We start from the raw sequence: 26,155 nt of genomic DNA, 5'->3' as shown, positions 1-26,155 counted from the left end.
AGATGGAATTAGCTTTAGACCTCTGGGTAGTCGCCGCTTTGTGTGCTGTTGCTTTAGTGGCTGGTTTTATCGATGCAGTAGCTGGAGGGGGTGGCTTGTTGACTGTACCTGCACTTTTAACCGCTGGTTTACCGCCTCATCTGGTGTTAGGCACTAACAAACTAGCCGCAACTTTCGGTTCCATTACCGCTTCAGTGACCTATTACAGACGAAAACTGTTTGATCCCGCCTATTGGCGCACTGCGCTTATATTCACCGCTATTGGCGCTATATGTGGCACTTTAGTGGTGGATTTGATCAGTAAAGAATGGTTAGAACGTATTATCCCATTTTTTATTGTGGTCGCAGCTTTGTATAGCCTGCTGGTCAAAATGCAGCCAGACGATCATATGACCTTACCAAAGCAAACTCCCAAGCATTTCTGGCTACAAAGAACACAAGGTTTTAGCTTAGGTTTTTATGATGGCTTAGCAGGCCCGGGGACCGGTTCCTTCTGGATGGTGTCGACCATGGCACTGTATAAAATCAACTTACTGCTGACCAGCGGCGTGGCTCGTTCGATGAACTGCGTTAGTAATGTTTTTGCGCTGGTGACTTTTGCCTGGTTGGGTCATATTTACTGGGCACTGGGTTTGGCTATGGGCGCTTGTTTAATGCTCGGATCCTATTTTGGTGCCCGTTCAGCCATTCGTTTTGGCAGCAAGTTTATCCGGCCACTATTTTTAACTATGGTATTAGCTATTACCGCCCGCTTGTTATGGCAAGCCTGGAGCAACGGATGAAAGACTTATTGGCCGCGCTTGAACAACAACTGAAACAGTTGACTCAACAAGCCAAAGCCATAGATGGTAAACAAAGCAGCTGGCAGCAAAAAGCCTGGTTTGATAGTGCCTTGTTTCAGTCTCACTCACCTTTTTTAACCGATTATGTCCTAGAAGCCGAGGTGATGCTCAAACGCCTCAAAGCAAGCACAGAGCAGCGTACCAGCTCAGCCCAGGCGCTGGCAGCTAAGCTTAGCGAACAGATCCAGGCGTTAAGCCGGGCTTTTCAAACTAAAGATTTGCGGTATTTACCTGGTAAAACAAAAAAACGTCCTGCTTCAGCAAATGCCTCAGAACAAGCTCAGGCCATGGTAGGTCAATTGCGCCGTTCAACTCAGCAGCTCTATCAACAGCTGTCAGAATATCAGGGCTTTGAGAGGCGTTTATTGGATATGCTGGAGCTTGAGCAACGTCAGTTATCAGGCGGTTCTAAGGACACCAGTGCCGACAGAGTATTGGCCATTCACGCCCGGTTAGGCCGTTGTCGCAAAGCCATCAGCGAATTAGAGGTAGAAATTCAGTGGTCCGAACAAAACCGCCGGGGTTAATTTATCACCCTATTTATAGCCAGCTTGAACTGCCTTTTAAACATCGATATCCCATAGGTAAATATCAGGCTTTGTATCAGGCTTTATTGGAACTGGGTGTGCCAGCTAATCAGTTTACATGCTCTGAAATCGTCAGCACAGAGCTGTTATTATCAGTACATCAAACTTTCTATGCAGAGCAGCTTATCTCTGGTCAACTGGATGCCAAAGCTATGCGTCGTATAGGTTTTCCCTGGTCAGAGCAATTAGTCACCCGTTCTTTAACTTCGGTAGGTGGTACAGTGCAAACAGTTCAGCTTGCGTTACAACAAGGTTTAGCTTTGCATTTAAGTGGCGGTTATCACCATGCGTTTGCAGGTGAAGGCAGTGGCTTTTGCTTATTTAATGATTTAGCAGTGGCAGCACGCTATGCCCTCACGCAAGGTGTGGAGAAGGTGCTGATCTTTGATTGTGATGTGCATCAAGGCGATGGCACAGCCGCTATTTTTACTGATGAACACGCTGTAGTTACCGCCTCTTTGCATGGCGAAAAAAATTTTCCGGCTCGTAAACAACAGTCCAGCTGGGATTTAGGTTTACCGACAGCCTGTACAGATGAAGAGTATCTGGTAGCGGTCAGACAAAGTCTGGATTATTTGTTATGCATCCATCAGCCGGATTTAGTGATTTATGATGCGGGTATTGATATTCATCAACAGGATAATTTGGGGCTTTTGCATATCAGCACAGCAGGAGTGGCAGAGCGGGATTGGTATGTATTAAGCGAATGTCACAAACGCGGTATTCCGGTAGCGGCTGTCATTGGCGGGGGTTATCAGCGTGATATTGATTCATTAACACAAATTCATCTGCAGCTGTTTTACGCAGCCTTTAAAATCAGCGGTGTATCATTACCAAATACAAACAGCTGGTTTCATGCCCTTCGTACTTGAATTTGAGAAGGGCAGGTTGTAGGGGCCGCGGCTTGTCCCGGCCCGCCAAAGGGCACCGCGATATCCATTGACGGGCGGGTACAAGACCCGCCCCTACAATTTAGACTTGCTGAGCACCTGCGAAATAAAACCCCAGCTGTTTACGCACGGCCAAAGGCAATTCAGGTAAATCCGATTTTGGCAGTAAAAAAGTGGCCATATGGAATAAATCGGTAAAAATACGATTCTTTTCCGTGGTACGTTTTAAATAATCATGGCCAGAGGAACCACCAGTGCCAATTTTAGTTCCCAGCATACGTTGCACCATCATGGCGTGTTTATAGCGCCATATCGTCATATTCTCATCGATTTCTGTCAGACAGGTTAATACCTGAAATGGCAGGTTAAATACTGGCTCTTCCTGATACAAGGTAATAAACAAGGCCGCCAGCATGGCGCGCTGACTTAAGCGGAAACTACCTTGTTGTTGAAGTTCAGCGTATTTGTCTTTATCCAGCAAAGCGGCAAACTTAGCTCTGGTATTGGTGATTTCTTTCAGTTGCATGTCGCGTTCATGCTCTGCAATCTGCTCTATCGACACCACAGTGCTTTCGTCTTCGTCCAGCATGTTTTCTGTCGCGCTTTGGTACATCTGCCAGAAGCTGAAATCACCAAATTGTAAAAACGGCATACGTTCCAGCCATTTCTCCACTTGCTCAAATAAACTTGGCTGAGTTTCCAAAGCTTCTAAAAACAACCGATCTTTTTCATTTAACCTGCTGTAAAAGGAGTTTTTATCAAAATCGATGCGATATTCGCTCTTTAGCCCTAACCCAATTTCCAGCATTTTAAATTGCACACTTTGAAAACCGGAAGCTGGCACCAGATAGTCGCGAAAGGACATAAAATCCTGAGGCGTCATGGTTTCCATCACACCTATTTGCTGGTTCATCAGCTGCTGAATGGTAATAACCCGTTTGAGTTTGTGTACCACACCTGTCAGTTGCTGGTCTTTGACTTCATCTGCGGCAAACACAGCAAGCACAGCTTTCAGTTCATGCAGCACTTGTTTAAACCATAACTCATAGACCTGATGCACCACGATAAACAAGGTTTCATCATGGGCTTCGTTGGCATACTTTGCGCTTTCAGGCGCCTGGGCTGTTAAAATTTTGTCCAGTTGTAGATAGTCACCGTAGTAACAAGGGGTTGTATTCTTTTGCATTTTTTTAATCTTAGGCCTGAGCCTGTTGTTTTGACCGCGCTATTCTAACAGGCAGACCTGAAGTTAACATCTGCTGGTAGCGTTTTATAACCGAACTGATTATGCTTAGCTTCAGTATCAGTGCGCTATTAGTACGCTATTAAAAGGCCGGAGCATAAAGTTCAGGCACACAAGGAGTAACAGATGAAGTTAGATAACGATATTCATAACTATTATGAAAAACTTCTGTTGGACCATTTAGTTGAGTTGCGTTTAGACCAGAATCACGACAATGAATATCTGGCTGACTTGTGCTGCATAGTTCTGAATCAGTTGCCGTCCAAATACATTCGTTATGAAGTGGATATGGCATTCTATCTGCCACAAACAGAGCGTTTTGAAATGCTGATGAAAGTGCGCGAAGCCGTGAAAAAAGCCAAAGATTTCTTAGACACTCAACGTGACAAAAACTGAGATACCGGCTTTATCGGAAGCAGCGCTTGAGGTGCAATTAGCTGTGGACCTGATCCTGTTGCTTGAGCAACAGGATCTGCCAGTCAATACTGTGCTGTCCGCACTCACCATAGTACAGCGTGACTTTCAGAATAAAGCACAACGCGATGGTGAGCCCGATACGCACAGACTTTAATCCATCTTTTTGCACCAGGCAGTGATCGTAGAGGCAGTATGCTTACCCATTCCATTACCTTGTATCTGGCTACAGTGCTGATCTGGGGTTCAACTTTTTTTGCTATTAAGTTTCAGCTTGGCGATGTACCAGAGATATGGTCTATCGCCTATCGTTTTGGCCTGGCAGCTCTGCTGCTTTGGCTCTGGTGTTTGTGGCGGAAATTACCACTGCGTTTTACTCTCCGCCAACACGGCTGGATGGTACTGCAAGGTTTGTTTCTATTTTGCCTGAATTATTTGCTGATCTATATCGCTACCTCTAATCTCACTAGCGGACTTATTGCAGTAGTGTTTTCCAGTATAGTGCTGATGAACATCCTCAACGGTGCCTTGTTTTTTGGTCGGGCTATTGAGGTGAAAACCTTACTTGGAGCCCTATTAGGCGTTCTTGGCATTACTTTTGTGTTTTGGCCTGAACTGGCAGGACTAGAAAATAATAGCTCTGCTTTTTGGGGGCTGATCCTGAGTATTGCAGGTACCTACATCGCCTCACTGGGCAATATGTTGTCCTCTAAAAACCAACAACAGCACCTGCCCGTGGTCCAAAGCAATGTCTTTGGTATGGCTTATGGCGCTGGCATTATGGCCTTATTAGCTTTAACACAAGGCATTATGCCGGTATTGGAAACTAGTCTCAGTTTTAATCTGTCCTTGTTGTATTTATCATTATTTGGCTCAGTATTGGCTTTTGGCGCTTATCTGACGCTAGTCGGACGTATTGGACCAGCCAAAGCAGCCTACACTATGGTGCTTTTTCCGATAGTAGCATTGTGCATATCGACCGTTTTTGAAAACTATCACTGGAGCTGGTTTGCACTTATTGGTGTTTGCATTGTGGCTTTGGGAAATTTAGTTATTTTACTGCCAGCCACGAAGTTAAAACTAATGTTCAGGCTGAAATAACCCGACCTGGCCTGTTGTCAAGTGAATGAAATCTAGCTATACCTAGACGAGTTTTTTATGATTCGAGCAAAGTGATTATGCAGTTTATTGCCGGAGTTCTTTTTATTCTTCTCAGTTTCTCGGCTCAATCTCAGGGCTTGCGCATCATCACTATCATAGAGCCGCCGGCCAGTTATCTGGATAGCCATGGCCAATTGACTGGTTTTTCTGTGGACGTAGTTAAGGCAATTCAGGCCAGTCTGAATGACAAAACTAAAATAGAGGTCATGCCGGAAGCTCGTGCAATTCATATTGCCCGCACTGAACCTAATGTGTTGCTCTTCAGCTTCTCAAGAACAGATAAAAGAGAAACTGAGTTTTACTGGATTAACAAACTCATTGAAAAAACCTGGTCTGCATACGCTATGCGTTCAAGCTCAATGCATATTGAAACCCTGGACCAATTGCGTTTGGTAAACTCTATAGGTGTGGTCAGAGGGGATATCAGGGAAGAATGGTTAACAGAGCAGAACTTTGACAATTTGCATCCCTCCGTTAATCATCAGCAGAATATTCGTCGATTACAGTCAGGTCGACTGGATTTAATAGTCTACGAAAGTCAGGGTATTCAGCATTTATTGTGGGAAGAAGGTCTGCAATATGACGACATAAAAACAGTCTATTCACTCAAAACATCTGAGGTTTATTTGCTGATGTCAAAGCCAGGCACAGATCCAAAACTGATGCAGAAATGGAAAGCTGCTGCCGAAAGATTCCGTCTAAGCGGTCAGCAGCACTTTATTGCTGAAAAATGGCAGATGATTTTAAAACAGTATCACAACATCAATACACAAGCTGTAGAGGGTATTTTAAAATTCGAATGATCACTACTGGTCGTATTTAAACTTCAACTTTGTTCGCTTCAAACCTTCAGCTTCAGCAGTATTGAACGCAAAACGGGCGGGCACTAGACCCGCCACCGCATCGCCTAAATTTGACCCATATAGTCTTTTTTACCTACTTCAACACCATTGTGACGCAATAAAGCGTAACTGGTGGTGACGTGGAAATAAAACTGTGGCAAACCGTATTGAGCTAAATACTGGGTACCGGTAAAACGTTTTTCTTTGGGTGTACCAGCGCGCAATACAATTTCTTTTTCTGCAGCATTGGCAAATTGCTCTGCACTTAAAGTATCAAGAAAAGCCAGAGTTTTATCCAGACGTTGCTGCAGCTCAGCAAAAGTCTGCTCGCTGTCTTCATAAGCAGGCACTTCAACGCCAGCTAACCGGGCCGGTACACTTTTAGCAAAATCAGCGGCAATTTGTACCTGACGCAGCAGCGGAAACATATCAGGGTATAAACGCGATTGTAGCAATACCGCATCGGCCAGCTCTTTTTGCTGGCTGAATTTTTCAGCTTTAGCCAATAAATCTTTTAAACTGGTGAGGAACTGCTTAAAGACCGGAACTGACGCGCTGTAGAAAGATAAACTCATGCTTTTTGCCTCATTCAAACCATCCTGCCCTTTGCAAGGATCTGAGGATTGAAATGGGGATGCGAAAACCTATTACAAGGCTTCGAGTTGCTGAAATAATAGATCGCAACTCTGTTTCAACTGCTGCAACTGCTCTAAAGCTAAACCAGATTGCTGAAAAATAGTTTTTGGAATATGACTGGCCTGAGCCTTTAACAACTGTCCCTGCTCAGTCAGGCGAATATGCACTACACGTTCATCCTGCTGACTACGGTTCCGGCTAACGAAGCCTTTGTTTTCCAGCCGTTTTAACAAAGGAGTTAAAGTGCCTGAGTCCAGATGCAGTTTTTCACCTAAATCTTTGACATTGAGTTCAGGTTGCTGCCACAACACCAGCATGGCCAGATACTGCGGATAGGTCAGATCCAAAGGGTCCAGCAATAAGCGGTAACTGCGCACCAGTCGGTGGCTGGCGCTGTAGAGTGAAAAACATAGCTGTTTTTCCAGTACTAAATAATCGTCGTTTTCTGTCGTCATCAGATGGCCAGACTCAATTGAATTGTGTGCAATATACTCCAGTTCTACGATGAAATCGAGCTTAAGAACTTAGCCAAAAATCAGTTGCCAGAAGCTGGGTTTACGATGTTTATGATACTTTTTCCGCAGCTCATCTATTTTCACCAGGTGCTGCTTCGCCCCGTCCAAATTCTGCTGTTCTAACAACAGTTGAGCCTGGTCCACTTCAATAGCCAGTTCTTTTAAACCTTGCTGATACAGTTCTGCTTTGTCTGCCTGAAATTTACCTTGCTGCGCTTGCTGCAATTGAGTTTCAAAACTGGCTAATGCCAGCCTCATCTGCTCCACTGACTGCGCTTCTTTGGCTTGTTTAAAGTTCAGCGCCATTTGCTTCATAGTTTTTTCCATATCCACATCATTCGCAAAAGCAAAGCCACAAAACAACACAGCTGTTATCACTACAGAAATTATTACTTTCATCAAAAATCCTCAAAAAATACTGCGGTATTATAAGCAAAATATCCTGCTAGCGGGTTTTTCTGATCTGATATGCTGCCACTTACCACAAGATACTGAGCTTATAACGATGAAACTTCCAATTTATCAGGTAGATGCTTTTACCGATCAGCTATTTAAAGGCAATTATGCCGCCGTTGTGCCTTTACAGCAGACTATAACTGATGAACTGATGCAGCAAATTGCCACTGAAAACAACTTGTCTGAAACCGCCTTTGTATTACCTTTGGCGAACGATCATTATCAGATCCGCTGGTTTTCGCCTGTCACCGAAATTGATTTTTGTGGTCATGCCACCTTAGCTGCAGCTTTTGTATTATTTGCTCAAAGCAACAGTACCACCCTTCGCTTCAGCACCCTGAAGGTAGGTGACTTAGTGGTGAGCCAACAAACTGATGGCTGGATCCAAATGGATTTCCCTCAGCGCCTTGCCAGCCCGGTCACAGCGCCAGATGCCCTGATGGCAGGATTATCTATAGCTCCGGCTTTGGTGTTGCAAAGTGCACAGGCTTATTTTGCGATTTATACCGATGAAGAGCAGGTAAAGCAGCTAGTAACCAACAGCCATGAACTGAAAAAATTGGCGCCTTATGATGTGGTGGCCACAGCGCCTGGCACAGAGTATGACTTTGTTTCACGTTATTTCTGGCCTGCCAATGGCGGCGATGAAGATCCGGTGACAGGTTCAATTCATGCCGGTTTAGTTCCCTATTGGGCAGAACAGCTTGGAAAAACTCAGTTAATGGCCTGTCAGGCATCGGCACGAGGTGGTGTATTGCGCTGTGAATTGGCAGGTGAAAGAGTGCTGGTTTCGGGGCAGGCAAAACTCTATTTGCAAGGTGAGATTTTTTTAGCTTAACTATTATCTTGATTCTAAGGGCAGAAAACTCTGCCCTTACTATTGTTTTAAAATCACATCACCTGAATAAAGCTGCTTAATAAACCTATCAGGCCACCAAAGACACCGCCCCAGACTACCAACCAACCTAAATGCTGACGGATCATCTGTTGCACTATGTCTTTCACCATTTCAGGTGTCAGCTCAGCTAAACGAGCTTCGACTACAGCGGCAATTTTAGGTTGCAACAAATCAATAGTATCGCCTTGGTGCAACTGATTTTTAAGTTGTTGTTGTACTTCCGGGCTGTCTGCCAGCTCGATTAACGAACGGCTCAGGTTTTCGATAAAAGGCTCTTTTAACGGCACTAACATCTGAGCACCACCAAACATCGCCAGCATGCCACCTAAAGAAGATTTTTGGACTGTCTCCAGTAAGGCATCAAAAGCGGGTGATAGGTCGATGGCTTCAATCACAGGTGCCAGTTTTAAGCTGACTGCGTCTTGCTCATGTTGCTCGGCAAGCAAACGCTGCAGATTTTCTTTGCTGAAAAACTGCCCCATGATCAGATCATAAATACCTTGTTTGAATTCAGAAAAACGAGCCGGTATCACGCCTGAACCATATAACAAGGGCACCTTTTCAAACAACATATGAATAGCCAGCCAGTTGGTGACAGCACCGGAAAAGGCAAACAAGCCGATAGCCCATAACCAAGGTAAGGCGAACAACCAGCCAGCAGCCATCAGTACTAAAGACAACAGATTGGTTAAAAGACTTTTATTCATCAGAACTCCATACAAACAGCGGAAATGGCAGCGATTGTAATCAGTGTGCAGAAGAACAACAAGATCAGGATTTTATCGCCTGCAGATGATAACACTGCCGCCTGGTCCGAAGATCTGTAAGCAGAATCAAAGCATCAACCTGAGATCACTGCAAGGCTTTCAAGCAGTAAAATCAGGCCACCAGTTAGCACAACGGCAAATCCAAGCCATTGCCTTATAGTTTTGATCAGTTTAGGGGATGTGTTTTGTGGCTTGGGTTCTGTCATCAGGTGTATTGGCTTCAGTAAAAACAACTCAGATGATAATAATTCCCATTTGCAATTTAGGCAATAATTTATGCGTTTCAAACTTTTTTATACAAAGGCAGCAAGTGAGCAATAAACTGTACACCAGATAACAGTTGCTGCTCTGAACTGTTGGCTAAACCTATCACCAGACCAGTACGCGCAGCACCTGCAAATACATAACGGCTCAAAGGCTGCACTCTGTAGCCTGCTTTTAACAATTCGGCCGTTAGCTGCTGATCTGCCACTTCATAGGGAAACTCAAGGCTGATATGTAAACCGGCATAACGGGCGTGTAGCTTTGCCTCTGGCAGAAACCTGGCAATAAGTTGCTGACAAAACTGTTGTTTATGCTGGTACAGCTGGCGCATTTTTCGCAAATGCCGGCCAAAATGCCCTTCAAGCATAAAATCTGCCGTCACAGCCTGAGGCAATAAAGCGACATCGCCATACAAAGCCTGTAATAAAGCAGCAGCTTTCGCGACCCATTGTTTGGGTAATACCAGATAACCTAAACGCAAAGCAGGAAATAAAGTTTTACTAAAGGAGCCGATATATATCACCCCTTGACCTTGCGCCAGCCCCTGCAAACTGGCAATAGGCCGGTGTTTAAACTGAAACTCGCTGTCGTAATCATCTTCAACCAAAACACAGTGCTGCTGCCTGGCCCATTCCAGTAAATGCAATCGCTCTGACAGCGGCATAATGCCGCCCATGGGGTATTGGTGAGCCGGAGTCACAAACAAGGCTTTACAGCCGTTCAAGCGAGAGAGATCTGCAGTGGCAAGCCCGCTGTCTGAACTGGCATCGATATAATGAATATCGGCTTCGGATAACTGCAATGCCTGCCGTAAACGGGGATAACCAGGGGATTCCATCGCCACTTTATCCCCTGCCTGACTCACCAGCTTAGTGGCAATAAACAAAGCTGCCTGAGCGCCCGGTGTGATCAAAATACAGTCTTCATCACAAAGCACCTGACGGGACTGGCGTAAATAATGGTTCAGCGCCTGACGCAGTGGCAAAAACCCCATAGCATCAGCCATACCGGCTAAAGCACTTCTGCCACTATGTCGCTGAGTTAACTTTTGCCACAAGGCAAAAGGAAAGGCTGACAAGTCAGGTACTCCGGTTTGCAGTAAACCTGAAGCTGGCCCGGTTTTGGCTGTGACGCCATAGTCAAACACTGTGATTTGAGCTGGTGCCTGCGTTACTTGAGCATGCCCGCTTGCCTGAAAAAATTGATCCGGAGCCACAGCAAGCACCTGATAACCCCGGCCTGGTTGGCCCAACAAATAACCTTCGGCCACCAGCTGTTGCAACACCTGATTGACCGTATTGCGGCTTAACTTTAAATCCACAGCCAATTGCCTGCTGGAAGGCAATAAGGCCTCTGCAGGCCACTGCGCTGTCAGCAGCTTTTCGCGTAATGCCTGATACAACTGCTGCTGCAAACTGCCTTCACCGCTCAGAAAAAAATTTCCAAGTTCTATACGCAAACTGGATCTCTCACTTTAACAAAACTGGCACTTTCTATAGAACCAGTTTAGCGATAAAACAGCGTCTTCTACAAGCGAACAGGAATGTATATGCTGAGTTATCAGGTGGAATCCAGTTTTGATTTAGAAGAAATGCTGACTTTGTATAAAGCCTCTGGCATTAACAGACCCACAGAGGATAAAAGCCGTATGGCAACCCTGCTTTCCAGCGCGAATTTACTGCTGACAGCGCGACAAGACGGCAAGCTGGTGGGCTTAGCGCGCTGCATGACAGACAAAGCATGGGTAGTCTATATCTGCGATTTATTAGTTGATAAAAGCCTACAACAGCAAGGCATAGGTAAAGAGTTGTTACGTCAGGTGCAAGTAGTGACAGGACCACAAGTGCAGCAGTTATTGCACAGCGCCGAAAGTGCTATGAGTTATTACCCCAAAGTGGGTTATCAGTTATGCCACAATGCTTTTGTCGTCAGAAGGGAAAGCTAAAACACTATGTATTTACCTAACCACTTTCAGAGCGAAGATTTAGATCAGATCCGCTCTTTTTTACAACAGCATTATTTTGGTTTGCTGCTGAGTAACAGCCCGGATTTGTATTACAGCCCTTTGCCATTTTTAATGGACTGGCAGGAGGATCATCTGACTGTATTTTGTCATCTGGCGCGCAATAATCCACAGTTAAAGCAGCTCAATGAACAGCAGGTACAAATTGTGATTATGGGCCCTCATGCTTTTGTCGCAGCAGACTGTTATGGTGATGAGCAAGCAGTTTCAACCTGGAACTACAGCCTGGTTGAACTCAAAGGTACAGCTTTTGCTTTAGATACAGCACAAACTCTGGCTTTAGTACGAAGGCAGGAAAGTTTTTCCGCACCCGGCATGCTGCAAGCTGCGGATTATCAGCAAAAGCTGGTCAACGGCATTTGTGGGGTGCGGATAGAGATCAGCAGCATTGTTGGGAAAATGAAACTCTCGCAGAATAAATCAGCAGAACAGCGGCAAAAAGTCGGAGACTATTTACAGGCGACGGAACAACCTCAAAGCGTCTGGCAACTGATGCAACAACTGGCTTTGTATCAAAGCAACTGACAGCGAAAAACAAGCAAAGCAGAAGATGGTTGCGGGCTCAGTATAAAACCAGCGACTACCTTGCCTGAGTACTGACTAAAACCAGAGCTACAGATGAGTGGCCGCACTGCAGCTTAGTTATAACCAAGCTCAGCACAGTGATCTGTAATGAAGTCAGGGTTTTTGGCTTTCACTACCTCTGACTCAGCATCACTCCAGACTAAACTTAAAGCCCGGCGCTCTTGCTGAGTTAAATCTGTATTGTCCTTGCTGGCATCAAAGGTAAAGGGCTGCGCACTTTTCTGTTGTTTGATTGCACTCATAAGATGCACTCCTGTGTTTATACTTAAGCTAATACCTTGTGGTATTGAGACTGCCAGGGGCTAAAATCTACACTTCATTACAGAGCCCACTGGCAGATGGATTTTTAGTTTGCGCCTGTAAAGATGAGCCTAAGCTGAACTGAATGCTCGTTTTTCAACCAGACATTATCCCTAATTTTTTAGCCAAATCCTTCTGCGAAACCAGCTTCAACAGCAGTAAGCGGCCGTTTAGTTAACCAAGGTACACTGCCGCTCCATGTGAACCGGGCAAGATCCGGTATGTGTTTTAAAGAGGGATCATAACAATGAAAATTAAATTAACTCTGGCCACTTTAGTAGTCGTAACAGTATTCGCAACAGGCGTTGCTCAGGCAGGTGAATTTGTACCAGCCGCAGGTTTTGGCTCTCAATACGGCGACTTAGGCGGTAAATTTATGTACCGCGAAGACAATATGGCTGTTTACGTCGGTGTGGGTGTAGGCGGTGCAGCTTTGGGTTTTCATATAGCGCCATCTGCCGGTAGTCAGCACGTATTTGGTGCTCACTATGCATCAGGCTCTGATGTGTTTGATAGCAAAGCTTTGTTACTGGCCACTTATGATTACCACTTCAGTGGTTTTAGCGGTCGTGGCTGGACTTTAGGTGGTGGTTTAGGCACAGCAGATTACGATGCTGGCCGTCGTGATGGCGACAGCAGAACTGTTGCCGTCTTTAACGCTGGCTATAAATTCTGACGTTCTTGTTCAACTAGCGCACTGAACTGAAGGCAGCCATTTGGCTGCCTTCACTGCAGTAGAATTATAAAAACAGCTTGCTGTATTCTGCCGGCATTTGCTCTAAAGGTTTAATGAGTATGCCTTTGTAGAACAGTTCTGCGGCTTCACTTTGCAACTGAATTTTTCCTTCAATTAAAGGCTCAATTTTGCCTTCTGGCGTAACATATCTGGAATTACGCAACACCATCACCACATGACCATTCACTATATGCAAGCTTTGCCCTTCAAAAGCAATAAGCTCCAGCGTGTTCCACTGCCCTGCAGGTTTTTCATGGTTTTCTTTCCGCAATACAAAACCCTGCAGCTCTTCACCTTTGCCCACTTTTATAAAGGGCTGAGTCTCATCAGCTACTGCATTCATAATAAATTCGGGTTGATAAGCGCGGATATCAATAGCCGATGTGGCTTGTTGCCAATAATCGCCGTTATGACCTTCCATGATTTGAAACTCCTGCGACAACATCCAGGAGCGGAAGTACTCTTGACCATGCTCACCTGTTGCATGATACAAAATGCCACTGTCTTTGAGTTTATTCAGACGAGGTGGCCACTTTTTCTCACCCCAACGAAATTGCAGTTTTAAATGATAATTTTTATAGGATTTTTTACTGGTCACAGCGCCATAAATTTCACCACTGACTCTAAGCACTGGCTCGCTGTTTTCTTCCTGCACAGTAAAAACTTTATGTACCTCGTTGCCGGTATTTAAACCTATAGGAGCTATAGGATTTCCATGCTCATCTTTAGGCACTGAACCATCATAAGACTCTTTATGCTTATAGCTTAAATAGGTATCCCACTGACTCAGGTTTTTATCCAGTAAGGGTTGCCAGTCAGCAGCTGCAACTGAATAACTGCACAAGAGGATCGAACAACAGAGGAATTTAAGTTTCATAGCTTTATCCAATAGTGAATGATTTCAATTGGATACCAGTTTAGCTCTCAGATGTAAAGCGCTTACATAATCCGAATGAAGCAAAGGCTGTTACGTTTTTTAGTAATTGGGGGCAGAACAGATTGTTCACTATTAACAAGATGTCCTGACCCCAATTTTAGTTAATTACCAGTTCAGCTTTTGTGCGTCTTTGGCCATACCAGGCGTTACAGGTTCTGCTTTTAATTCAGGCACAGCCTTTTCCTGCAGTTGTTTTTGCAGCAAGCTGATGGCATAGGACAACTGCGCGTCCTGACCACTGAAGCTGGCGTAAGGTAAATTATCAACCATTACATCCGGGCTCACGCCTCTGCCTTCGATAATCCAGCGGCCATCCTTATCAAACTGTGCGGTTTCTGCCACACGAGCCACGCCCATATCAGCTAATAAATTACGACCTGACAACCACACCCCTGCCCCTGCAGTTTGTTGCCCAATCACAGGGCCTAGACCTAAACTCTTGATACCTGCTGCAAAAGTTTCACCATCTGAGTACGTCAGTGGGTCGGTCAGTACCACCAACTGGCCACGGAAGCTTTGCTGCATATTGCCATAAGCATTGCCCTGAGTCGGTTGCCAGAAGGCCCACACCCGTCGTAACAGCTTTTCAATCACCCAACTGTCGATATTGCCACCTCTGTTGCGGCGCACATCAATGATCAAGCCTGGTTTATCCACGTTGGCATAAAACTCACGGGCAAAGTTGCTGATGTCGTTGGCTGTCATGGCGTATAAATGCAAATAACCCAGTTGCTGTTTGCCTTGCTGTTCCACCTGTTGTTTTTTCTGCTGTACCCAATGCTGATAACGCAACATTTGCTCTTGTTGCGAGCTGACAGGTACTACGACCTTCTTCAGTGTTTTGTCATTTCGCTGCAGCTGCAGCAATACCTGCTGACCTAGCTGTTGCTGTAAAACCTGATGTAAATCCAATACTGAAGTCACAGCTTTACCATTCACCGCCAGCAAGTGATCGCCAGTTTTCAGTTCCACTCCGGCTTTGTTCAGCGGACTGGCAATAGCAGGTAAATCAGGGTCGGTCTGGTAAATAGTCTGTAGTATTAATTTGCCATCGCGGCTGACAAATTCACCTCCCAGACTGGCCGCTTTGCTGCTTTCACTAGCCTTGGCATAATCACCGCCCCGCACCTGCGAGTGCAAGACAGACAATTCGCCAATCAGCTGTGTCAGTAAATCATCCAGCTCAAATCTGTCTGTCACCCTTTCAAGTAAAGGCTGATAGCGTCTTTTGGTGGTGCCCCAGTCCACACCTCGCATGGCTGGGTCAAATAAGAATTCTCTGTGCATCAGCCAGGCATCATGGAACATTTGTTGCCACTCCGCTTTAGGCTTTATTGCCAGGCTAATTTTGTCTATAGCCCAAGGTTCAGCTTCTTCACCCTCTGGTGCCTTCGCCGCGGCAGAGCCTAAGAAAAATCTATACTCACCCGGCTCTGTTTCGTACTGCAGAAACAGCGAGTTACCATCTGCACTAGTTTGTAGTGCTCTCACTTTACCAGCAAAACTCAGCAGCTTTTTATTTTCAGGCTCAATTTTTAAAGCCCGTACCGGCCCAGCAACGCCGCTGTATTCAAACTCATGCAGATATAAATAATCAGCACCAACCTGCAGTTTCTGATAATTCCCCGCTGCTGCCGGTACTTGCCACAACTGCCCTGGCAAGTCTTTCACTGAAACAGCTTTACCCTGGTCTTCAAGCCCGGCGGTTAATTCAGTTTCTGCATCAAAGGGAAACTGCGCCGAGCTGGTTAACGCATAAGCAAATACCTGAGCTCTTTTATCAAAAGCAGGCCCCATATTTCTATCTCCCCAAGGTGAACCTGGGGTTAGTTTTAACTCGCGCTCGGATAAAAAGTACAACCAGTCGCCATCCGGATGAAAAGCCGGGCTGTAGGAATTGTATTTATCTGTAGTCAGCAGTTTTGCCTGCTGCTCTTTGATGGAATACAAGCCAATTTGCTGACGGCCGGTGCCATCTTTTTCGGCGGTAAAAGCCAATATATTACTGAATTTATTCCAGACCATATCGCCGTATGGGCTTAAACCAAAGCCACTTTTATGGGCCAGCTGATTGCTACCGGTCTTTAAATCGAACACCCAAAGCTGGCCTTGTTTATCATCATGCGCCAGATAACGGCCATCCGGCGATAAAGCTAAATTCCAGCGAAAACCCCGGCCGTCATTGGTCAGTTGCCTGCCTTTACCTGAACCATCGGCTGCATATTGCCAAATTTCAGGTTCACCGGATTGATCCGAAATCAGATAGACCCATTTGCCATCCTCGCTGACCACAGCCCCGCGGGCCCGGGCTGTTTCAGGTACAGCCAGCTCAACAATACGTTGTGGCGAACGGGACAAGACTTGTACTTTGCTGCGCAGCGTCAGTACTAATTTCTCTTTGGCAAAACCGACAGAGCTGGAGGTTAAATACTTTAGAGGTTCTGTTAATACTCGCTGACGTTGCTGCGGAGAGTCTGTCACCAAAGCAGGAGCTAAAGTGCTGCTTTGACCCGAGCTTAAATCCAGCAGTTTAATGTCTGCACCTAACTGATAAACCACTTTACCTTGCTCAAGACGGGCAGAACGTACGGCAAAATCCTGATGTGTAGTCAGCTCTTTTAGCTGTTTAGAAACAGGATCGTAAGACCATAAATTGGCATTGCCACCCGCATCACTAACCAACACCAGCTGGCCTTGCCAAAGCATAGGATTGCGTAAAGAGCCCTGATGATCTGCCAACAAGCGTTCAGCTTCGAGCACTGAACCCAGCTTCCAGCGCCATAACTGGCCTTTGGCACCGCCCTGATACTGCCTGGCGTTATCGCCTGTCAGTTGCAAACCGTAACGGATAAAATAAACATAGCCATTTTGCTGATCCAATACAGCTTCTACCGCATCTAATAGCGGCAAAGTTTCAGTTTGTTGAGTGTCTATATCCATCAGTTTCAACACCCAAGTGTTGACTGGTCCCGTCGTGGCATCAGTGCTGTACAGCAATTTGCCATCCAGGCTCCAGCCTTGCAGCTTTACTTTGGCATTGTGTGCAGTAAGCCGTTTCGGTGAGCCCCCCTTTAAAGATAAATAATAGATATCCGGGGTGTCGTCATAAGCTGCCACATAGACCACAGCCTGGCCATCTGGCGTGAACAAAGCCTGAGTTTCCTCTGCAGGGTGAGTGGTCAAACGTTTGGCATCTTCAGCATTGATGTCACTGAGCCATAAATCTCCCTCCGCGGTGAAAACCAGTTGGTTTTGCTGTATCGAGGGTGAACGATAATAGGCTGCATCTGCATAAGCACTGGTAAAAAGTGCTGCCAAAAGGCAAGCAGCTAAACTAAGTTTCATAGTGGTCCTGAAAGTATTTTGTTCTGCTTTTACCTTATCAGCTTCAACAAAGAAAAACAGAGGGTACCACCTCAGAAATCAGGTCGTTAATCCCAGCCTAGTCTGAATAATTCGAACCCTACATCAAGTGTGACATGGAAGGGGCACTGTGCTTACGCTGTTTTGCTTAAGTATCAGTTGCTATGTCCAGACCGGGCATACAAGGAAGCACGAAAAGATGGCTATTCAGTGCTGCGGCTTATGCCGGGCTCAGGTTATTCAATAAAAGGGGGCTCTCGCCCCCTGGAACAGTTATTTCACCGTCTGTAGGTACTTCTGTAGAGTTTGAATATTGTTGTTGTAGGCTGTTGGTTCACCTAAAGACAAACCCTGACTACGAACATAATAATCAAAAGGTAATTGACGCTGGCCAAAAAATGCAACAAAACCATCAGGTTGCAGCGTATCACCATTTAAACCAATGGCCCAGTTACGAGCCTGGTAGTCTTTGAGCTGAGTAACAATAGCATTTACCAGCTGTGTTTCAGCTGTTACTTGTTGATTGATATAACTTTGTAGGGTACTGACATTCACCTCATAAGCAGACTCATTTCCTGCGGATACACCCTGACTACGCACAAAATATGCAAAAGGCAGGCTGCGATCTTCAAAAAATTTCAGAAAGCTATCAGGTTGCAGAGTGTCGCCATTTAAACCTATAGCCCAAAAACGGCTTTGGTAATCCTTCAAGCCTTGAATAGTACTATGGCAAGCGCTCAGATTTTGCGGAGGTAAAGACCAGACTAAAGATTGTTGTTCCATTTCAGTTCTCCATATCTGTTATGTGCCCGATAGTGGGCCAGCAGACTATAGGAGTAGGAAGCGATATCAACTTTATATATTTCTGATATTTTCGTTATATAAATACCTATTAAAGCTGTGTGCAGGACAATCAGTGTCGGAGCACACTGCATTTAACTATATCAATCATATAGATAAACTAATTCTTGCCCTAAGCTTACTTCTTCACTGATTGAATTCGCAAATTTTTACCGATCTGAAGGCGTTTTGTGACATGCCATAGTCTGCTATGGCTAGACAAAATAACGCTTAGAGGCACAAAAGGGCATTTTAAGTGTCACGCCTGATGCCCAACTCAGGTTATCCAGGCTATGACAAGCAGGGTTAAAAAGTGCCTCTTACAGCACTTTCTGGCAGCTCTAAAACACTCGCAAAGAATCAATAGCTTGCTGAATGTGCTCAGGTTGAATATCCAGATGTGTGACCCAGCGAACTCTCTTATAGTCTTGATCCGCCTTGCTGCAATTACTGCTAGTTAACCGGATACCCTGTTCAGCCAAATGCTCCAATACATCATCCGCTACATCTGCGGCTATATCTGTGAACAAAATATTGGTATGAACAGACACCAACTCCAGCTTGCCTTTAAGTCGTGGATGTTCAATAGCGATACGTTGTAAACCTTCTGCCAGTTGTTGTGCATTTTGATGATCCTCTGCCAGACGCTGAATGTTATGCTGCAATGCATATAAACCGGCAGCCGCTAACACACCAGCCTGACGCATGCCACCGCCCAGCATTTTCCGAAGTCGTCTTGCCTGCTGTATAAAAGCATGACTGCCCAGCAGCAAAGAGCCAATAGGTGCGCCTAAACCTTTGGATAAACATAAAGACACTGAGTCAAAACCAGCGCAGAGTTGTCTGGCTTTTTGAATTGGATCTGAATCATCAGCAGTCGCTAAAGCCACAGCAGCATTCATCAAACGGGCACCGTCTATGTGGCACTTTAATCCAAGCTCTTTGGCCAAAGTCGCCACTGAATTCATATAATCCAGTGGCAGTACTTTGCCGCCTGTGGTGTTTTCCATCACAATCAATTTAGTGCGGGCAAAATGTGGATCATCAGGTTTTACCGCAGCTCTTATATGTTCCAAGGCTAAAGTGCCATCAGGCTGATGCTCAAGAGGTTGTGGCTGAATAGAACCGAGTACGGCCATACCACCACCTTCCCATCTATAGGTATGCCACTGTTGCCCAACTATAGCTTCATCACCACGCTGGCAATGCGCCATCAGGGCTATTAAGTTGGTTTGAGTACCACTTGGCGCAAATAAAGCTGCTTCAAAACCTAATAGCTCTGCCGCATAACGCTGCAACTCGTTTACTGTCGGGTCATCCTGAAATACGTCATCACCCAAAGGGGCTGCCAGCATAGCGGCCTTCATTGCTTCGCTGGGTTGAGTCACTGTGTCACTGCGAAAGTCTGTCATGCATTCCCTCTGTTTATTAAGATTTTAAAGAGTAAAAAAAACCAGAGTTTTAAAAGCTCTGGTTTTTTATCAGGGTTAAGCTGCTATCTCAAGTAATAGTGCTAAAAGTACTTACTGCTTAGGCAGCTCTTTCACACCCATATTAAACAAAGTAAAACCAAAGATATCCGCAGCTAACTCGATTTGCTTGGATACCGGCACACCGGCACCGTGACCAGCATTGGTTTCAATGCGAATCATCTGTGGGTTAGGACCAGTGGCTTTAGCTTGCAGTTCAGCAGCAAACTTAAAGGAATGGGCTGGTACTACACGGTCATCGTGATCGCCTGTCGTTACAAGAGTTGCAGGATAAACCACACCTTCTTTAACGTTATGCACTGGCGAGTAGCCTTTGATGTAATCGTACATCTCTTTGCTTTGCTCAGAAGTACCGTAGTCGTAGGCCCAACCCGCACCAGCGGTGAAAGTGTGGTAACGCAGCATATCCAGTACACCCACCTGAGGAATAGCAACTTTCACCAGATCAGGCCGTTGTGTCATCACAGCACCAACTAACAAACCACCGTTAGAGCCACCACGAATAGCCAGTTTATTGCTGGACGTGTACTTTTCTGCGATCAGGTATTCACCTGCAGCAATAAAGTCATCAAACACATTTTGTTTTTTCAGCTGAATACCGGCGTTATGCCAGGCTTTGCCGTATTCACCACCACCACGCAGGTTAGGCACAGCATACACTCCGCCCATTTCCATCCATACCAGGTTGGCTACGCTGAAGGCTGGAGTAAGGCTGACGTTAAAACCGCCATAACCGTACAACATGGTTGGGTTAGACCCATCCAGTTTGATGCCTTTTTTGTGGGTGATCATCATCGGCACTTTAGTACCGTCTTTAGAGGTATAAAACACCTGCTTCGACTCATAATCGTCACTATTAAACTTCACAGCAGCTTTGTAATAAGTACTGGTTTCGCCAGATTTTGGCTCAAACGCAAAAGTGCTAGGTGCGGTGTTGTAGTTCGTGAAGCTGTAGTACAAAGTCGTGTCTTTGGTTTTACCACCAAAGCCAGACACAGTGCCCAGGCCAGGCAATGTGACATCACGTACTAACTTACCATCATAGTCATATTGTTTAATCTGAGAAATCGCATCCACCATGTAATTGGCGAATAAGAACCCTGCCCCTTTATTCACGTCCAGCACATTGGCAGTTTCCGGGATCACTTCTGTCCACTTATCAGCTTGAGGTGCAGTCGCATCAATTTTGATCAGCTTTTTATTCGGTGCATTTAAGTTGGTGACAAAATACAGCGCATCACCACGGCTATCCACAAATTCAAAATCGGCATTGCCTTCAGCATATAAAGTGACAAAAGCGCTATCGGCTTTGGTTAAGTCTTTCAGGAAAACTTTGTTACCAGAGGTCGCGTTGGCGGCAGAAACAATCAGGTATTTGCCGTCATCCGTTACACCACCACCAACATAACGATGTTTTTCAGCATCAACAGCACCAAACACCACAGGGTCGTCTTTTTGTGCAGTGCCTAACTTGTGGTAATACAGCTTGTGCTGATCGGTTTTTGCAGACAGCTCACTGCCTTCTGGCTTGTCATAGCTGGAGTAATAAAAACCTTCGTTGCCTTTCCACGATACACCGCTGAACTTGACGTCTACCAAGGTCTCTTCAATGGGTTGTTTCGTCTCAACATCGATGATAATAATTTTGCGCCAGTCACTGCCCCCTTCAGAGATGGAGTACGCCAGAGTTTTACCGTCGTCAGAAAAAGACACATCAGCCAAAGAGGTAGTCGCATCAGTGCTGAAGGTATTTGGGTCTAAAAAGACTTCAGCTTCGCCATCGCCTTTTTTACGGTAAAGCACAGACTGGTTTTGTAAACCGTCGTTTTTAAAGAAGTAGGTGTATTCACCTTCAATAAAAGGCGCGCCTACTTTTTCATAGTTCCATAGCGCTTCTAAACGTTGTTTAATTTGGTCGCGGTAAGCGATCTGGTCCAGGTAAGCAAAAGTCACTTTGTTTTGCTCTTTGACCCAGTTGCCTGTCTCGCTGCTGCGGTCATCTTCCAGCCAGCGGTACGGGTCTGCCACTTTTTCTTCAAAATAGCTGTCTACTACGTCACCTTTAGCGGTGACAGGGTAAGTAAAAGGGTGAGCGGCCTGAGTTTCTGTCATAACTGTTTCTTGTGTTTTTGTGGTGTCACTTGGTTGGCCACAGGCTGTTAACAAAGCCAATGCCACTGCGCTTAATGCGTATCTCATCTATCCTGTTCCCCGGATGTTATACCCTCCGCAGTGGAAGCCGGTGCTTCACTGACGAATGGGTGAGTGTTACTAAAATTCGATACCGAGCATAACAAAACTGCCAGCTCAAAGCACCTGTTTGAACCAAGGCTGTCAAAAGACGCGACTAATCACCAGAGCTGTGCGGTTTATGGAATAAATCGACAGAATATCGGCTTGTTGTTCAGCTTTGTTTTATGCTGCATAAAAGATTGGTGGGATTACATGATGTTCAGATTAAGTGCTGCGCTTTGGCTGGGTCTAGCTGTTTTTTGTGTCAATGCTGATAGTACAGTGCCGGTAAGTCCTGCCGCCACTTATCCGGGAAGCTGGCAAACCCCAATGCCTGTGCAGCAATGGCAACAGCAGCAACGTCAGTTTTATCTGGATGCTTTGCTTGCGCCTGCGAAATACCCTCTGGCTGAGGCACAAATGCTGCAACAGGAAGACAGAGGCCGTTATCAGGCAGAACTATGGCAAATTCCGTTAAGCAGTATCAGTCATAGCAAAGCCTTGCTGCTCACACCTAAAAGCCAGCCGATTAAAGCTGCTATTTTATTGCTGCATGACCACGGTGCTTATTTTGTTATAGGTAAAGAAAAAATGATCCGGCCTTTTGCCGGTTCCAGCGTCAAAACAGAAGCGCAACACTGGGTAGACAAACATTACGGCAGCCGTTTTATTGGCGATGAACTGGCGGAACAAGGTTATCTGGTACTGGCCGCCGATACCTTAGGTTTTGGTGAACGTGGGCCAGTGCTGTACGAACAGCAACAGCAATTGGCCGCTAATTTGCTGGCGACAGGGCATTCGCTTGCAGGTTTGTCGGCTTATGAAGATATGCAGTTAGCTCAATTTTTAGCACAAAGACCCCATGTGCCCAAAGGCAAAGTTGCTGCTATCGGCTTTTCAATGGGGGCTTACCGGGCCTGGCAGGTGGCGGCTTTGTCAGAGCATATTCAAGCTGCAGCGGCTATTTGCTGGTTTAATACTTATCGGCATTTAGTGCAGCCAGGACAAAACCTGACCAAAGGCCAGTCGTCTTTTTATCTGCTGCACCCCGGCTTAGCCCGCAAGCTGGATATAGTGGATCAGGTTAGTTTAGTAGCGCCTAAAGCTTTGTATTTAATCAATGGCGGACAAGACCCACTGATGCCGGTGCAAGGGGTGATACAAGGTCAGAGCCAATTGAAAAAAGTCTGGCAGGCTTTTGACGCAGACTCAGCGCTTCGCACTGAGATCTGGACTGAAGCTCGCCACGAATTTAACCAGCAACAGCAAGAGCAGGTCTGGAGCTGGCTCGAACAATGGCGTTTAGCACCTTCTGATTAAAATCTGATTCGATACTTCACTCAGGCCGGTAAACGGAAATAAGCAATTTGCTGTTTTAGTTGCTCAGACAACTGTTGTAACTGTTCCGCTGATAGCAACACAGTAGCGGCAGCAACTGAGCTTTGCTCTGCCCCTTGGTGGATAAAGCTGACATTTTTATTGATATCCTCAGCCACCACACTTTGCTGCTCTGCTGCGCTGGCAATTTCAGAGCTCATGTCCCAGACCAGTTGGGCACTTTGATTAATTTGTTGCAACCTGCTGCCGGATTGATTCACCAGCTCCACTACCTGCTGCACTTCCTCTGTACTTTTCTCCATGGATTGCAGAGATAGATCCACACCACTTAACAAAGTACCGATAATTTGTTGTATCGCCTGGGTCGATTGCTGAGTGCGGCTTGCCAGGGTACGGACCTCATCCGCTACTACAGCAAAACCGCGGCCCTGCTCACCAGCTCTGGCCGCTTCAATAGCCGCATTCAGTGCCAGTAAATTAGTTTGGTCAGCGATGCCTCGGATCACTTCAATCACTTGGCTAATTTGTTCACTTTCAGCGGAAAGGCTTTGTACAGCCCGGGTTGAATACAAAATATTTTGCTGCAACTGCTGCATTGCATGCAGTGTCTGGTCCATCACTTTAGCGCTACTCACGCTTTCCTGGCTGGCAAATTCAGCCTTTAACGAAGCCTGACGGGCACTGTGAGCGACAGAGACCACAGTAGTGGTCATTTCGTTCATCGCAGCGCTGGCAGACATCACTTCATTTTTTTGCTGAGTCAGTTGAGCAGAGGCCTGATGACTATTTTGCTCCAGAGTGAGTGAATTTTGATTCACCAGGTCGCCAACTTGACGTACTTGTTTTAATACGCCGATGAGTTGATCAACCATCTGCTTCAAAGCAAACAGTAAACTCTGAGGTTGTGCTTTGTCGAGATTGATGTTCAGGTCCAAACGTCCAGCTGCAATTTCCTTGACCAAAGCTACGACCTGCATAGGCTCAGCGCCCAGTTGGCGTAAAATACGCTGAGTCACAACATAGCCAGCAACTGCACTACCTGCAAAAGCAAGCAGAGTAATACCCCAGATCCACCAGACTTCGCTATCGTATAAAAGGGTAGCTTGCTGATCAATCAGTGCAGATTGATCCAATTGATATTGGATTAAGGCAGAAATCTGATTACTGATCGGATCTATGGTTTGGTACAAAGGACCATCCATGCTATCCAGCTGTCGCATGACTGAACCTTGTTTCGAGGATAGCAGCTCAATGGCTGCAATAATTTGTTGGTCAGCTGCGCTGAACAATTGCTGGGTTTGTCGGATTAATTCTTTTTCATCCGTCTGCATAGGATGAGCCTGATACAAAGACCACTGTTCTTTGATGATCTGCTGGGCTTTTTGTAATTCCTGTACAGTCTGCTCGGCTGTAAAGAAACCTGCGTTGGCTTTGTTTACTGCATCTACCACATTCACAGCGTAAGCATCAGCAATCAACTTGAGTTCAGTCAAAGGTTTAATCCGCTTGTCGTATAAAGTATCAATATGCTGATGCATAGCCCGGACAGAAAAATAGCTCTGACTGCCTAATATAACTAATAGTAGCAGTGGCACTGAAAACGCCAGAATCAGCCTGAGGCTGATAGTTTTAGATTTAAACATGAATACTTACTACCTGATGCAAAAATGATAGGGCTGTGCCTGAACACAGGTCTAAAGCTGACTTGAGCTTTTTATGGCGAGATTATTACATGGCATTGTTCAATTTCACTGCCCTCAATGGTGTGAATTCGCAAATATATATATGAGATTTATTCATCCATAAAATTGACGGCAGAACCTATGTTCATTACTGGCCTTGCAAACGCACTCTTTCTATATCGGTTTTAGGTGGTGCGCCAAATAAACGGCTGTATTCACGGCTAAATTGTGACGGGCTTTCGTAGCCTACTTTATAGCTGGCGGTAGCGGCTTCGATGCCTTCATGCAGCATAATACGCCGCGCTTCGTTCAGGCGTAGTTTCTTCTGATACTGCAAAGGTGACATGCCGGTTACGGCCTTAAACGCCTGAAACAAAGCCGACTCACTTAAATGCACTTCGTCGGCCAGATCTTTAATCCGTAGCGGTTCATTGAATTTTTTCCGCAGTATTTCAATTACTTTACTGATGCGATGGCCCTGACTGTCCAGCAGCATAAAGTCACGTAACTGGCTGCCTAAATCACCTAACAATAAGCGGTATAAAATTTCGCGTTTTAGTAGTGGGTAAAGCACTGGGATATCAGATGGCTTATCCAGCAGCTGCAGCAGACGAGCTATAGCGGACAACAATCCTTCATCCACCCGCCCGACCGATATAGCTTTTACCTGCTCTTTGCTACGTTCTACCCTGCCACCTACATCAATAACTAAATCAGCCAGTTCTTTTAAATCTATGGTTAATCGAAGTCCTAGATAAGGCGTTTTTGCACTGGCTTTCGTCACTTTACCGCTGGCCGGCACTGTCACAGGCACCAGCAGATAACTTAAAGGGTCATACACAATGCGGTCATTGCTAAGATAAACCTCTTTTTCGCCCTGCAACATAATACATAGCGAAGGCTCATACACCACAGCAGTGATCTCAGTGGTCACTTCAGTGCGATACAGACACAGATCCGGAATAATACTTTCCATAGCGCCATAGGCTGGCATATGAGGCATAAGCTGCGCTTTTAACTGCTCAAGTTGCTGCTCGATTAAATTACTCACACTTCACTCCTCTGACGATTTGTAAACGCAGTGTAAAGAATCCACCTTCTGAAGAAGGTGGCT

At 45.7% G+C, this 26,155-nt stretch carries 26 protein-coding genes; 12 read left to right on the top strand and 14 right to left on the bottom strand.

Annotated features, from left to right (window positions below):
* The first annotated feature begins 2 nt into the window (after positions 1-2).
* From EMM73_RS09530 to EMM73_RS09520, 3 genes are read left to right on the top strand one after another with little or no spacing between them, the layout of a single operon-like run.
* Entirely contained in the window at positions 3-782 is a 780-nt protein-coding gene (locus EMM73_RS09530) for a sulfite exporter TauE/SafE family protein (RefSeq protein WP_127686213.1), read from the top strand.
* Positions 779-1,369 carry a primosomal replication protein PriC gene (gene priC / locus EMM73_RS09525; RefSeq protein WP_127686212.1) on the top strand — a complete coding sequence of 197 codons (591 nt, stop codon included), beginning with the start codon at positions 779-781 and terminating at the stop codon, positions 1,367-1,369. Before EMM73_RS09530 ends, priC begins: the two co-directional genes overlap by 4 nt.
* A complete protein-coding gene (locus tag EMM73_RS09520; RefSeq protein WP_127686211.1) occupies positions 1,342-2,301 on the top strand; it encodes a histone deacetylase family protein in 960 nt (319 codons plus the stop codon). Before priC ends, EMM73_RS09520 begins: the two co-directional genes overlap by 28 nt.
* Before the next feature lie 100 nt (positions 2,302-2,401).
* On the opposite strand, the gene EMM73_RS09515 is transcribed toward EMM73_RS09520, so the two are convergent.
* Complete coding sequence (locus EMM73_RS09515) at positions 2,402-3,505, bottom strand: tryptophan 2,3-dioxygenase family protein (protein ID WP_127686210.1); 1,104 nt, start codon at positions 3,503-3,505, stop codon at positions 2,402-2,404.
* 183 nt (positions 3,506-3,688) lie between these two features.
* Between EMM73_RS09515 and EMM73_RS09510 the strand changes: the two genes are divergently transcribed.
* The 4 genes from EMM73_RS09510 (at position 3,689) to EMM73_RS09495 (ending at position 5,940) form a co-directional block, all read left to right on the top strand.
* A complete protein-coding gene (locus tag EMM73_RS09510) occupies positions 3,689-3,958 on the top strand; it encodes a late competence development ComFB family protein (protein WP_127686209.1) in 270 nt (89 codons plus the stop codon).
* A complete protein-coding gene (locus tag EMM73_RS09505) occupies positions 3,945-4,133 on the top strand; it encodes a YbaM family protein (protein ID WP_261373375.1) in 189 nt (62 codons plus the stop codon). Before EMM73_RS09510 ends, EMM73_RS09505 begins: the two co-directional genes overlap by 14 nt.
* A gap of 38 nt (positions 4,134-4,171) precedes the next feature.
* Positions 4,172-5,077, top strand: a complete 906-nt coding sequence (locus tag EMM73_RS09500; RefSeq protein WP_127686208.1) for a DMT family transporter — start codon at positions 4,172-4,174, stop codon at positions 5,075-5,077.
* Between the two features lie 77 nt (positions 5,078-5,154).
* Positions 5,155-5,940 carry a substrate-binding periplasmic protein gene (locus EMM73_RS09495; protein ID WP_127686207.1) on the top strand — a complete coding sequence of 262 codons (786 nt, stop codon included), beginning with the start codon at positions 5,155-5,157 and terminating at the stop codon, positions 5,938-5,940.
* A gap of 104 nt (positions 5,941-6,044) precedes the next feature.
* Here EMM73_RS09495 and EMM73_RS09490 read toward each other — a convergent pair whose 3' ends face one another.
* The 3 genes from EMM73_RS09490 to EMM73_RS09480 all read right to left on the bottom strand — a co-directional run bounded on the left by EMM73_RS09490 (position 6,045) and on the right by EMM73_RS09480 (position 7,529).
* Positions 6,045-6,554: a DUF1993 domain-containing protein gene (locus EMM73_RS09490; protein WP_127686206.1), complete on the bottom strand. Its 510-nt coding sequence runs from the start codon at positions 6,552-6,554 to the stop codon at positions 6,045-6,047.
* A gap of 72 nt (positions 6,555-6,626) precedes the next feature.
* Positions 6,627-7,070: a MarR family winged helix-turn-helix transcriptional regulator gene (locus EMM73_RS09485; protein WP_127686205.1), complete on the bottom strand. Its 444-nt coding sequence runs from the start codon at positions 7,068-7,070 to the stop codon at positions 6,627-6,629.
* 69 nt (positions 7,071-7,139) lie between these two features.
* Positions 7,140-7,529 (bottom strand): cytochrome b562, encoded by a 390-nt coding sequence (locus tag EMM73_RS09480; RefSeq protein WP_127686204.1) that lies wholly within the window; start codon positions 7,527-7,529, stop codon positions 7,140-7,142.
* Positions 7,530-7,635: 106 nt separating this feature from the next.
* On the opposite strand from EMM73_RS09480, the gene EMM73_RS09475 reads away from it, so the two are divergent.
* Positions 7,636-8,424: a PhzF family phenazine biosynthesis protein gene (locus tag EMM73_RS09475; RefSeq protein WP_127686203.1), complete on the top strand. Its 789-nt coding sequence runs from the start codon at positions 7,636-7,638 to the stop codon at positions 8,422-8,424.
* Between the two features lie 53 nt (positions 8,425-8,477).
* On the opposite strand, the gene EMM73_RS09470 is transcribed toward EMM73_RS09475, so the two are convergent.
* Positions 8,478-9,191 (bottom strand): DUF445 domain-containing protein, encoded by a 714-nt coding sequence (locus tag EMM73_RS09470; protein WP_127686202.1) that lies wholly within the window; start codon positions 9,189-9,191, stop codon positions 8,478-8,480.
* 343 nt (positions 9,192-9,534) lie between these two features.
* Positions 9,535-10,974, bottom strand: a complete 1,440-nt coding sequence (gene pdxR / locus EMM73_RS09465; protein ID WP_127686201.1) for a MocR-like pyridoxine biosynthesis transcription factor PdxR — start codon at positions 10,972-10,974, stop codon at positions 9,535-9,537.
* A gap of 90 nt (positions 10,975-11,064) precedes the next feature.
* On the opposite strand from pdxR, the gene EMM73_RS09460 reads away from it, so the two are divergent.
* Both EMM73_RS09460 and EMM73_RS09455 read left to right on the top strand, forming a co-directional pair.
* Positions 11,065-11,460, top strand: coding sequence for a GNAT family N-acetyltransferase (locus EMM73_RS09460; RefSeq protein ID WP_127686200.1), 396 nt, complete (start codon positions 11,065-11,067; stop codon positions 11,458-11,460).
* A 6-nt stretch (positions 11,461-11,466) separates the two neighbouring features.
* On the top strand, positions 11,467-12,063 hold the full coding sequence (locus EMM73_RS09455) for an FMN-binding negative transcriptional regulator (protein ID WP_127686199.1): 597 nt from the start codon (positions 11,467-11,469) through the stop codon (positions 12,061-12,063).
* Positions 12,064-12,176: 113 nt separating this feature from the next.
* Here EMM73_RS09455 and EMM73_RS09450 read toward each other — a convergent pair whose 3' ends face one another.
* The gene (locus tag EMM73_RS09450; protein ID WP_127686198.1) at positions 12,177-12,365 is read right to left on the bottom strand and encodes a hypothetical protein; all 189 of its coding nucleotides are present in this window, start codon (positions 12,363-12,365) and stop codon (positions 12,177-12,179) included.
* Between the two features lie 305 nt (positions 12,366-12,670).
* Between EMM73_RS09450 and EMM73_RS09445 the strand changes: the two genes are divergently transcribed.
* Complete coding sequence (locus EMM73_RS09445) at positions 12,671-13,099, top strand: hypothetical protein (RefSeq protein WP_127686197.1); 429 nt, start codon at positions 12,671-12,673, stop codon at positions 13,097-13,099.
* Positions 13,100-13,163: 64 nt separating this feature from the next.
* Here the strand turns inward: EMM73_RS09445 and EMM73_RS09440 are convergent, their stop codons facing one another.
* From EMM73_RS09440 to EMM73_RS09420, 5 genes are all read right to left on the bottom strand, one after another.
* A complete protein-coding gene (locus EMM73_RS09440; RefSeq protein WP_127686196.1) occupies positions 13,164-14,036 on the bottom strand; it encodes a 3-keto-disaccharide hydrolase in 873 nt (290 codons plus the stop codon).
* A gap of 165 nt (positions 14,037-14,201) precedes the next feature.
* Positions 14,202-17,441, bottom strand: a complete 3,240-nt coding sequence (locus EMM73_RS09435; RefSeq protein WP_127686195.1) for a S41 family peptidase — start codon at positions 17,439-17,441, stop codon at positions 14,202-14,204.
* 291 nt (positions 17,442-17,732) lie between these two features.
* Positions 17,733-18,242 (bottom strand): hypothetical protein, encoded by a 510-nt coding sequence (locus EMM73_RS09430; RefSeq protein WP_127686194.1) that lies wholly within the window; start codon positions 18,240-18,242, stop codon positions 17,733-17,735.
* A 398-nt stretch (positions 18,243-18,640) separates the two neighbouring features.
* Positions 18,641-19,711 (bottom strand): low-specificity L-threonine aldolase, encoded by a 1,071-nt coding sequence (gene ltaE / locus EMM73_RS09425; RefSeq protein ID WP_127686193.1) that lies wholly within the window; start codon positions 19,709-19,711, stop codon positions 18,641-18,643.
* 111 nt (positions 19,712-19,822) lie between these two features.
* Positions 19,823-21,988, bottom strand: a complete 2,166-nt coding sequence (locus EMM73_RS09420) for a prolyl oligopeptidase family serine peptidase (protein WP_127686192.1) — start codon at positions 21,986-21,988, stop codon at positions 19,823-19,825.
* 246 nt (positions 21,989-22,234) lie between these two features.
* On the opposite strand from EMM73_RS09420, the gene EMM73_RS09415 reads away from it, so the two are divergent.
* Positions 22,235-23,341: a dienelactone hydrolase family protein gene (locus EMM73_RS09415; RefSeq protein ID WP_127686191.1), complete on the top strand. Its 1,107-nt coding sequence runs from the start codon at positions 22,235-22,237 to the stop codon at positions 23,339-23,341.
* Positions 23,342-23,361: 20 nt separating this feature from the next.
* On the opposite strand, the gene EMM73_RS09410 is transcribed toward EMM73_RS09415, so the two are convergent.
* The gene (locus tag EMM73_RS09410; RefSeq protein WP_127686190.1) at positions 23,362-25,002 is read right to left on the bottom strand and encodes a methyl-accepting chemotaxis protein; all 1,641 of its coding nucleotides are present in this window, start codon (positions 25,000-25,002) and stop codon (positions 23,362-23,364) included.
* 187 nt (positions 25,003-25,189) lie between these two features.
* Positions 25,190-26,092, bottom strand: coding sequence for an AraC family transcriptional regulator (locus EMM73_RS09405; RefSeq protein ID WP_127686189.1), 903 nt, complete (start codon positions 26,090-26,092; stop codon positions 25,190-25,192).
* Between the last annotated feature and the right edge of the window lie 63 nt (positions 26,093-26,155).

Origin of the sequence: Rheinheimera sediminis (assembly GCF_004005375.1) — a bacterium.
In the GTDB taxonomy this organism is placed as follows: domain Bacteria; phylum Pseudomonadota; class Gammaproteobacteria; order Enterobacterales; family Alteromonadaceae; genus Pararheinheimera.
Note: the sequence above shows the minus strand (reverse complement) of the source record. Positions and strands in the feature narration are given on the sequence as shown.

Coding starts and splice junctions, on each gene's coding strand:
- EMM73_RS09530 (WP_127686213.1), top strand. CDS start 3: ATGGAATTAGCTTTAGACCTCTGGGTAGTCGCCGCTTTGTGTGCTGTT.
- priC (WP_127686212.1), top strand. CDS start 779: ATGAAAGACTTATTGGCCGCGCTTGAACAACAACTGAAACAGTTGACT.
- EMM73_RS09515 (WP_127686210.1), bottom strand. CDS start 3,505: ATGCAAAAGAATACAACCCCTTGTTACTACGGTGACTATCTACAACTG.
- EMM73_RS09510 (WP_127686209.1), top strand. CDS start 3,689: ATGAAGTTAGATAACGATATTCATAACTATTATGAAAAACTTCTGTTG.
- EMM73_RS09500 (WP_127686208.1), top strand. CDS start 4,172: ATGCTTACCCATTCCATTACCTTGTATCTGGCTACAGTGCTGATCTGG.
- EMM73_RS09495 (WP_127686207.1), top strand. CDS start 5,155: ATGCAGTTTATTGCCGGAGTTCTTTTTATTCTTCTCAGTTTCTCGGCT.
- EMM73_RS09490 (WP_127686206.1), bottom strand. CDS start 6,554: ATGAGTTTATCTTTCTACAGCGCGTCAGTTCCGGTCTTTAAGCAGTTC.
- EMM73_RS09485 (WP_127686205.1), bottom strand. CDS start 7,070: ATGACGACAGAAAACGACGATTATTTAGTACTGGAAAAACAGCTATGT.
- EMM73_RS09480 (WP_127686204.1), bottom strand. CDS start 7,529: ATGAAAGTAATAATTTCTGTAGTGATAACAGCTGTGTTGTTTTGTGGC.
- EMM73_RS09475 (WP_127686203.1), top strand. CDS start 7,636: ATGAAACTTCCAATTTATCAGGTAGATGCTTTTACCGATCAGCTATTT.
- EMM73_RS09470 (WP_127686202.1), bottom strand. CDS start 9,191: ATGAATAAAAGTCTTTTAACCAATCTGTTGTCTTTAGTACTGATGGCT.
- EMM73_RS09460 (WP_127686200.1), top strand. CDS start 11,065: ATGCTGAGTTATCAGGTGGAATCCAGTTTTGATTTAGAAGAAATGCTG.
- EMM73_RS09455 (WP_127686199.1), top strand. CDS start 11,467: ATGTATTTACCTAACCACTTTCAGAGCGAAGATTTAGATCAGATCCGC.
- EMM73_RS09450 (WP_127686198.1), bottom strand. CDS start 12,365: ATGAGTGCAATCAAACAACAGAAAAGTGCGCAGCCCTTTACCTTTGAT.
- EMM73_RS09445 (WP_127686197.1), top strand. CDS start 12,671: ATGAAAATTAAATTAACTCTGGCCACTTTAGTAGTCGTAACAGTATTC.
- EMM73_RS09440 (WP_127686196.1), bottom strand. CDS start 14,036: ATGAAACTTAAATTCCTCTGTTGTTCGATCCTCTTGTGCAGTTATTCA.
- EMM73_RS09435 (WP_127686195.1), bottom strand. CDS start 17,441: ATGAAACTTAGTTTAGCTGCTTGCCTTTTGGCAGCACTTTTTACCAGT.
- EMM73_RS09430 (WP_127686194.1), bottom strand. CDS start 18,242: ATGGAACAACAATCTTTAGTCTGGTCTTTACCTCCGCAAAATCTGAGC.
- ltaE (WP_127686193.1), bottom strand. CDS start 19,711: ATGACAGACTTTCGCAGTGACACAGTGACTCAACCCAGCGAAGCAATG.
- EMM73_RS09420 (WP_127686192.1), bottom strand. CDS start 21,988: ATGAGATACGCATTAAGCGCAGTGGCATTGGCTTTGTTAACAGCCTGT.
- EMM73_RS09415 (WP_127686191.1), top strand. CDS start 22,235: ATGATGTTCAGATTAAGTGCTGCGCTTTGGCTGGGTCTAGCTGTTTTT.
- EMM73_RS09410 (WP_127686190.1), bottom strand. CDS start 25,002: ATGTTTAAATCTAAAACTATCAGCCTCAGGCTGATTCTGGCGTTTTCA.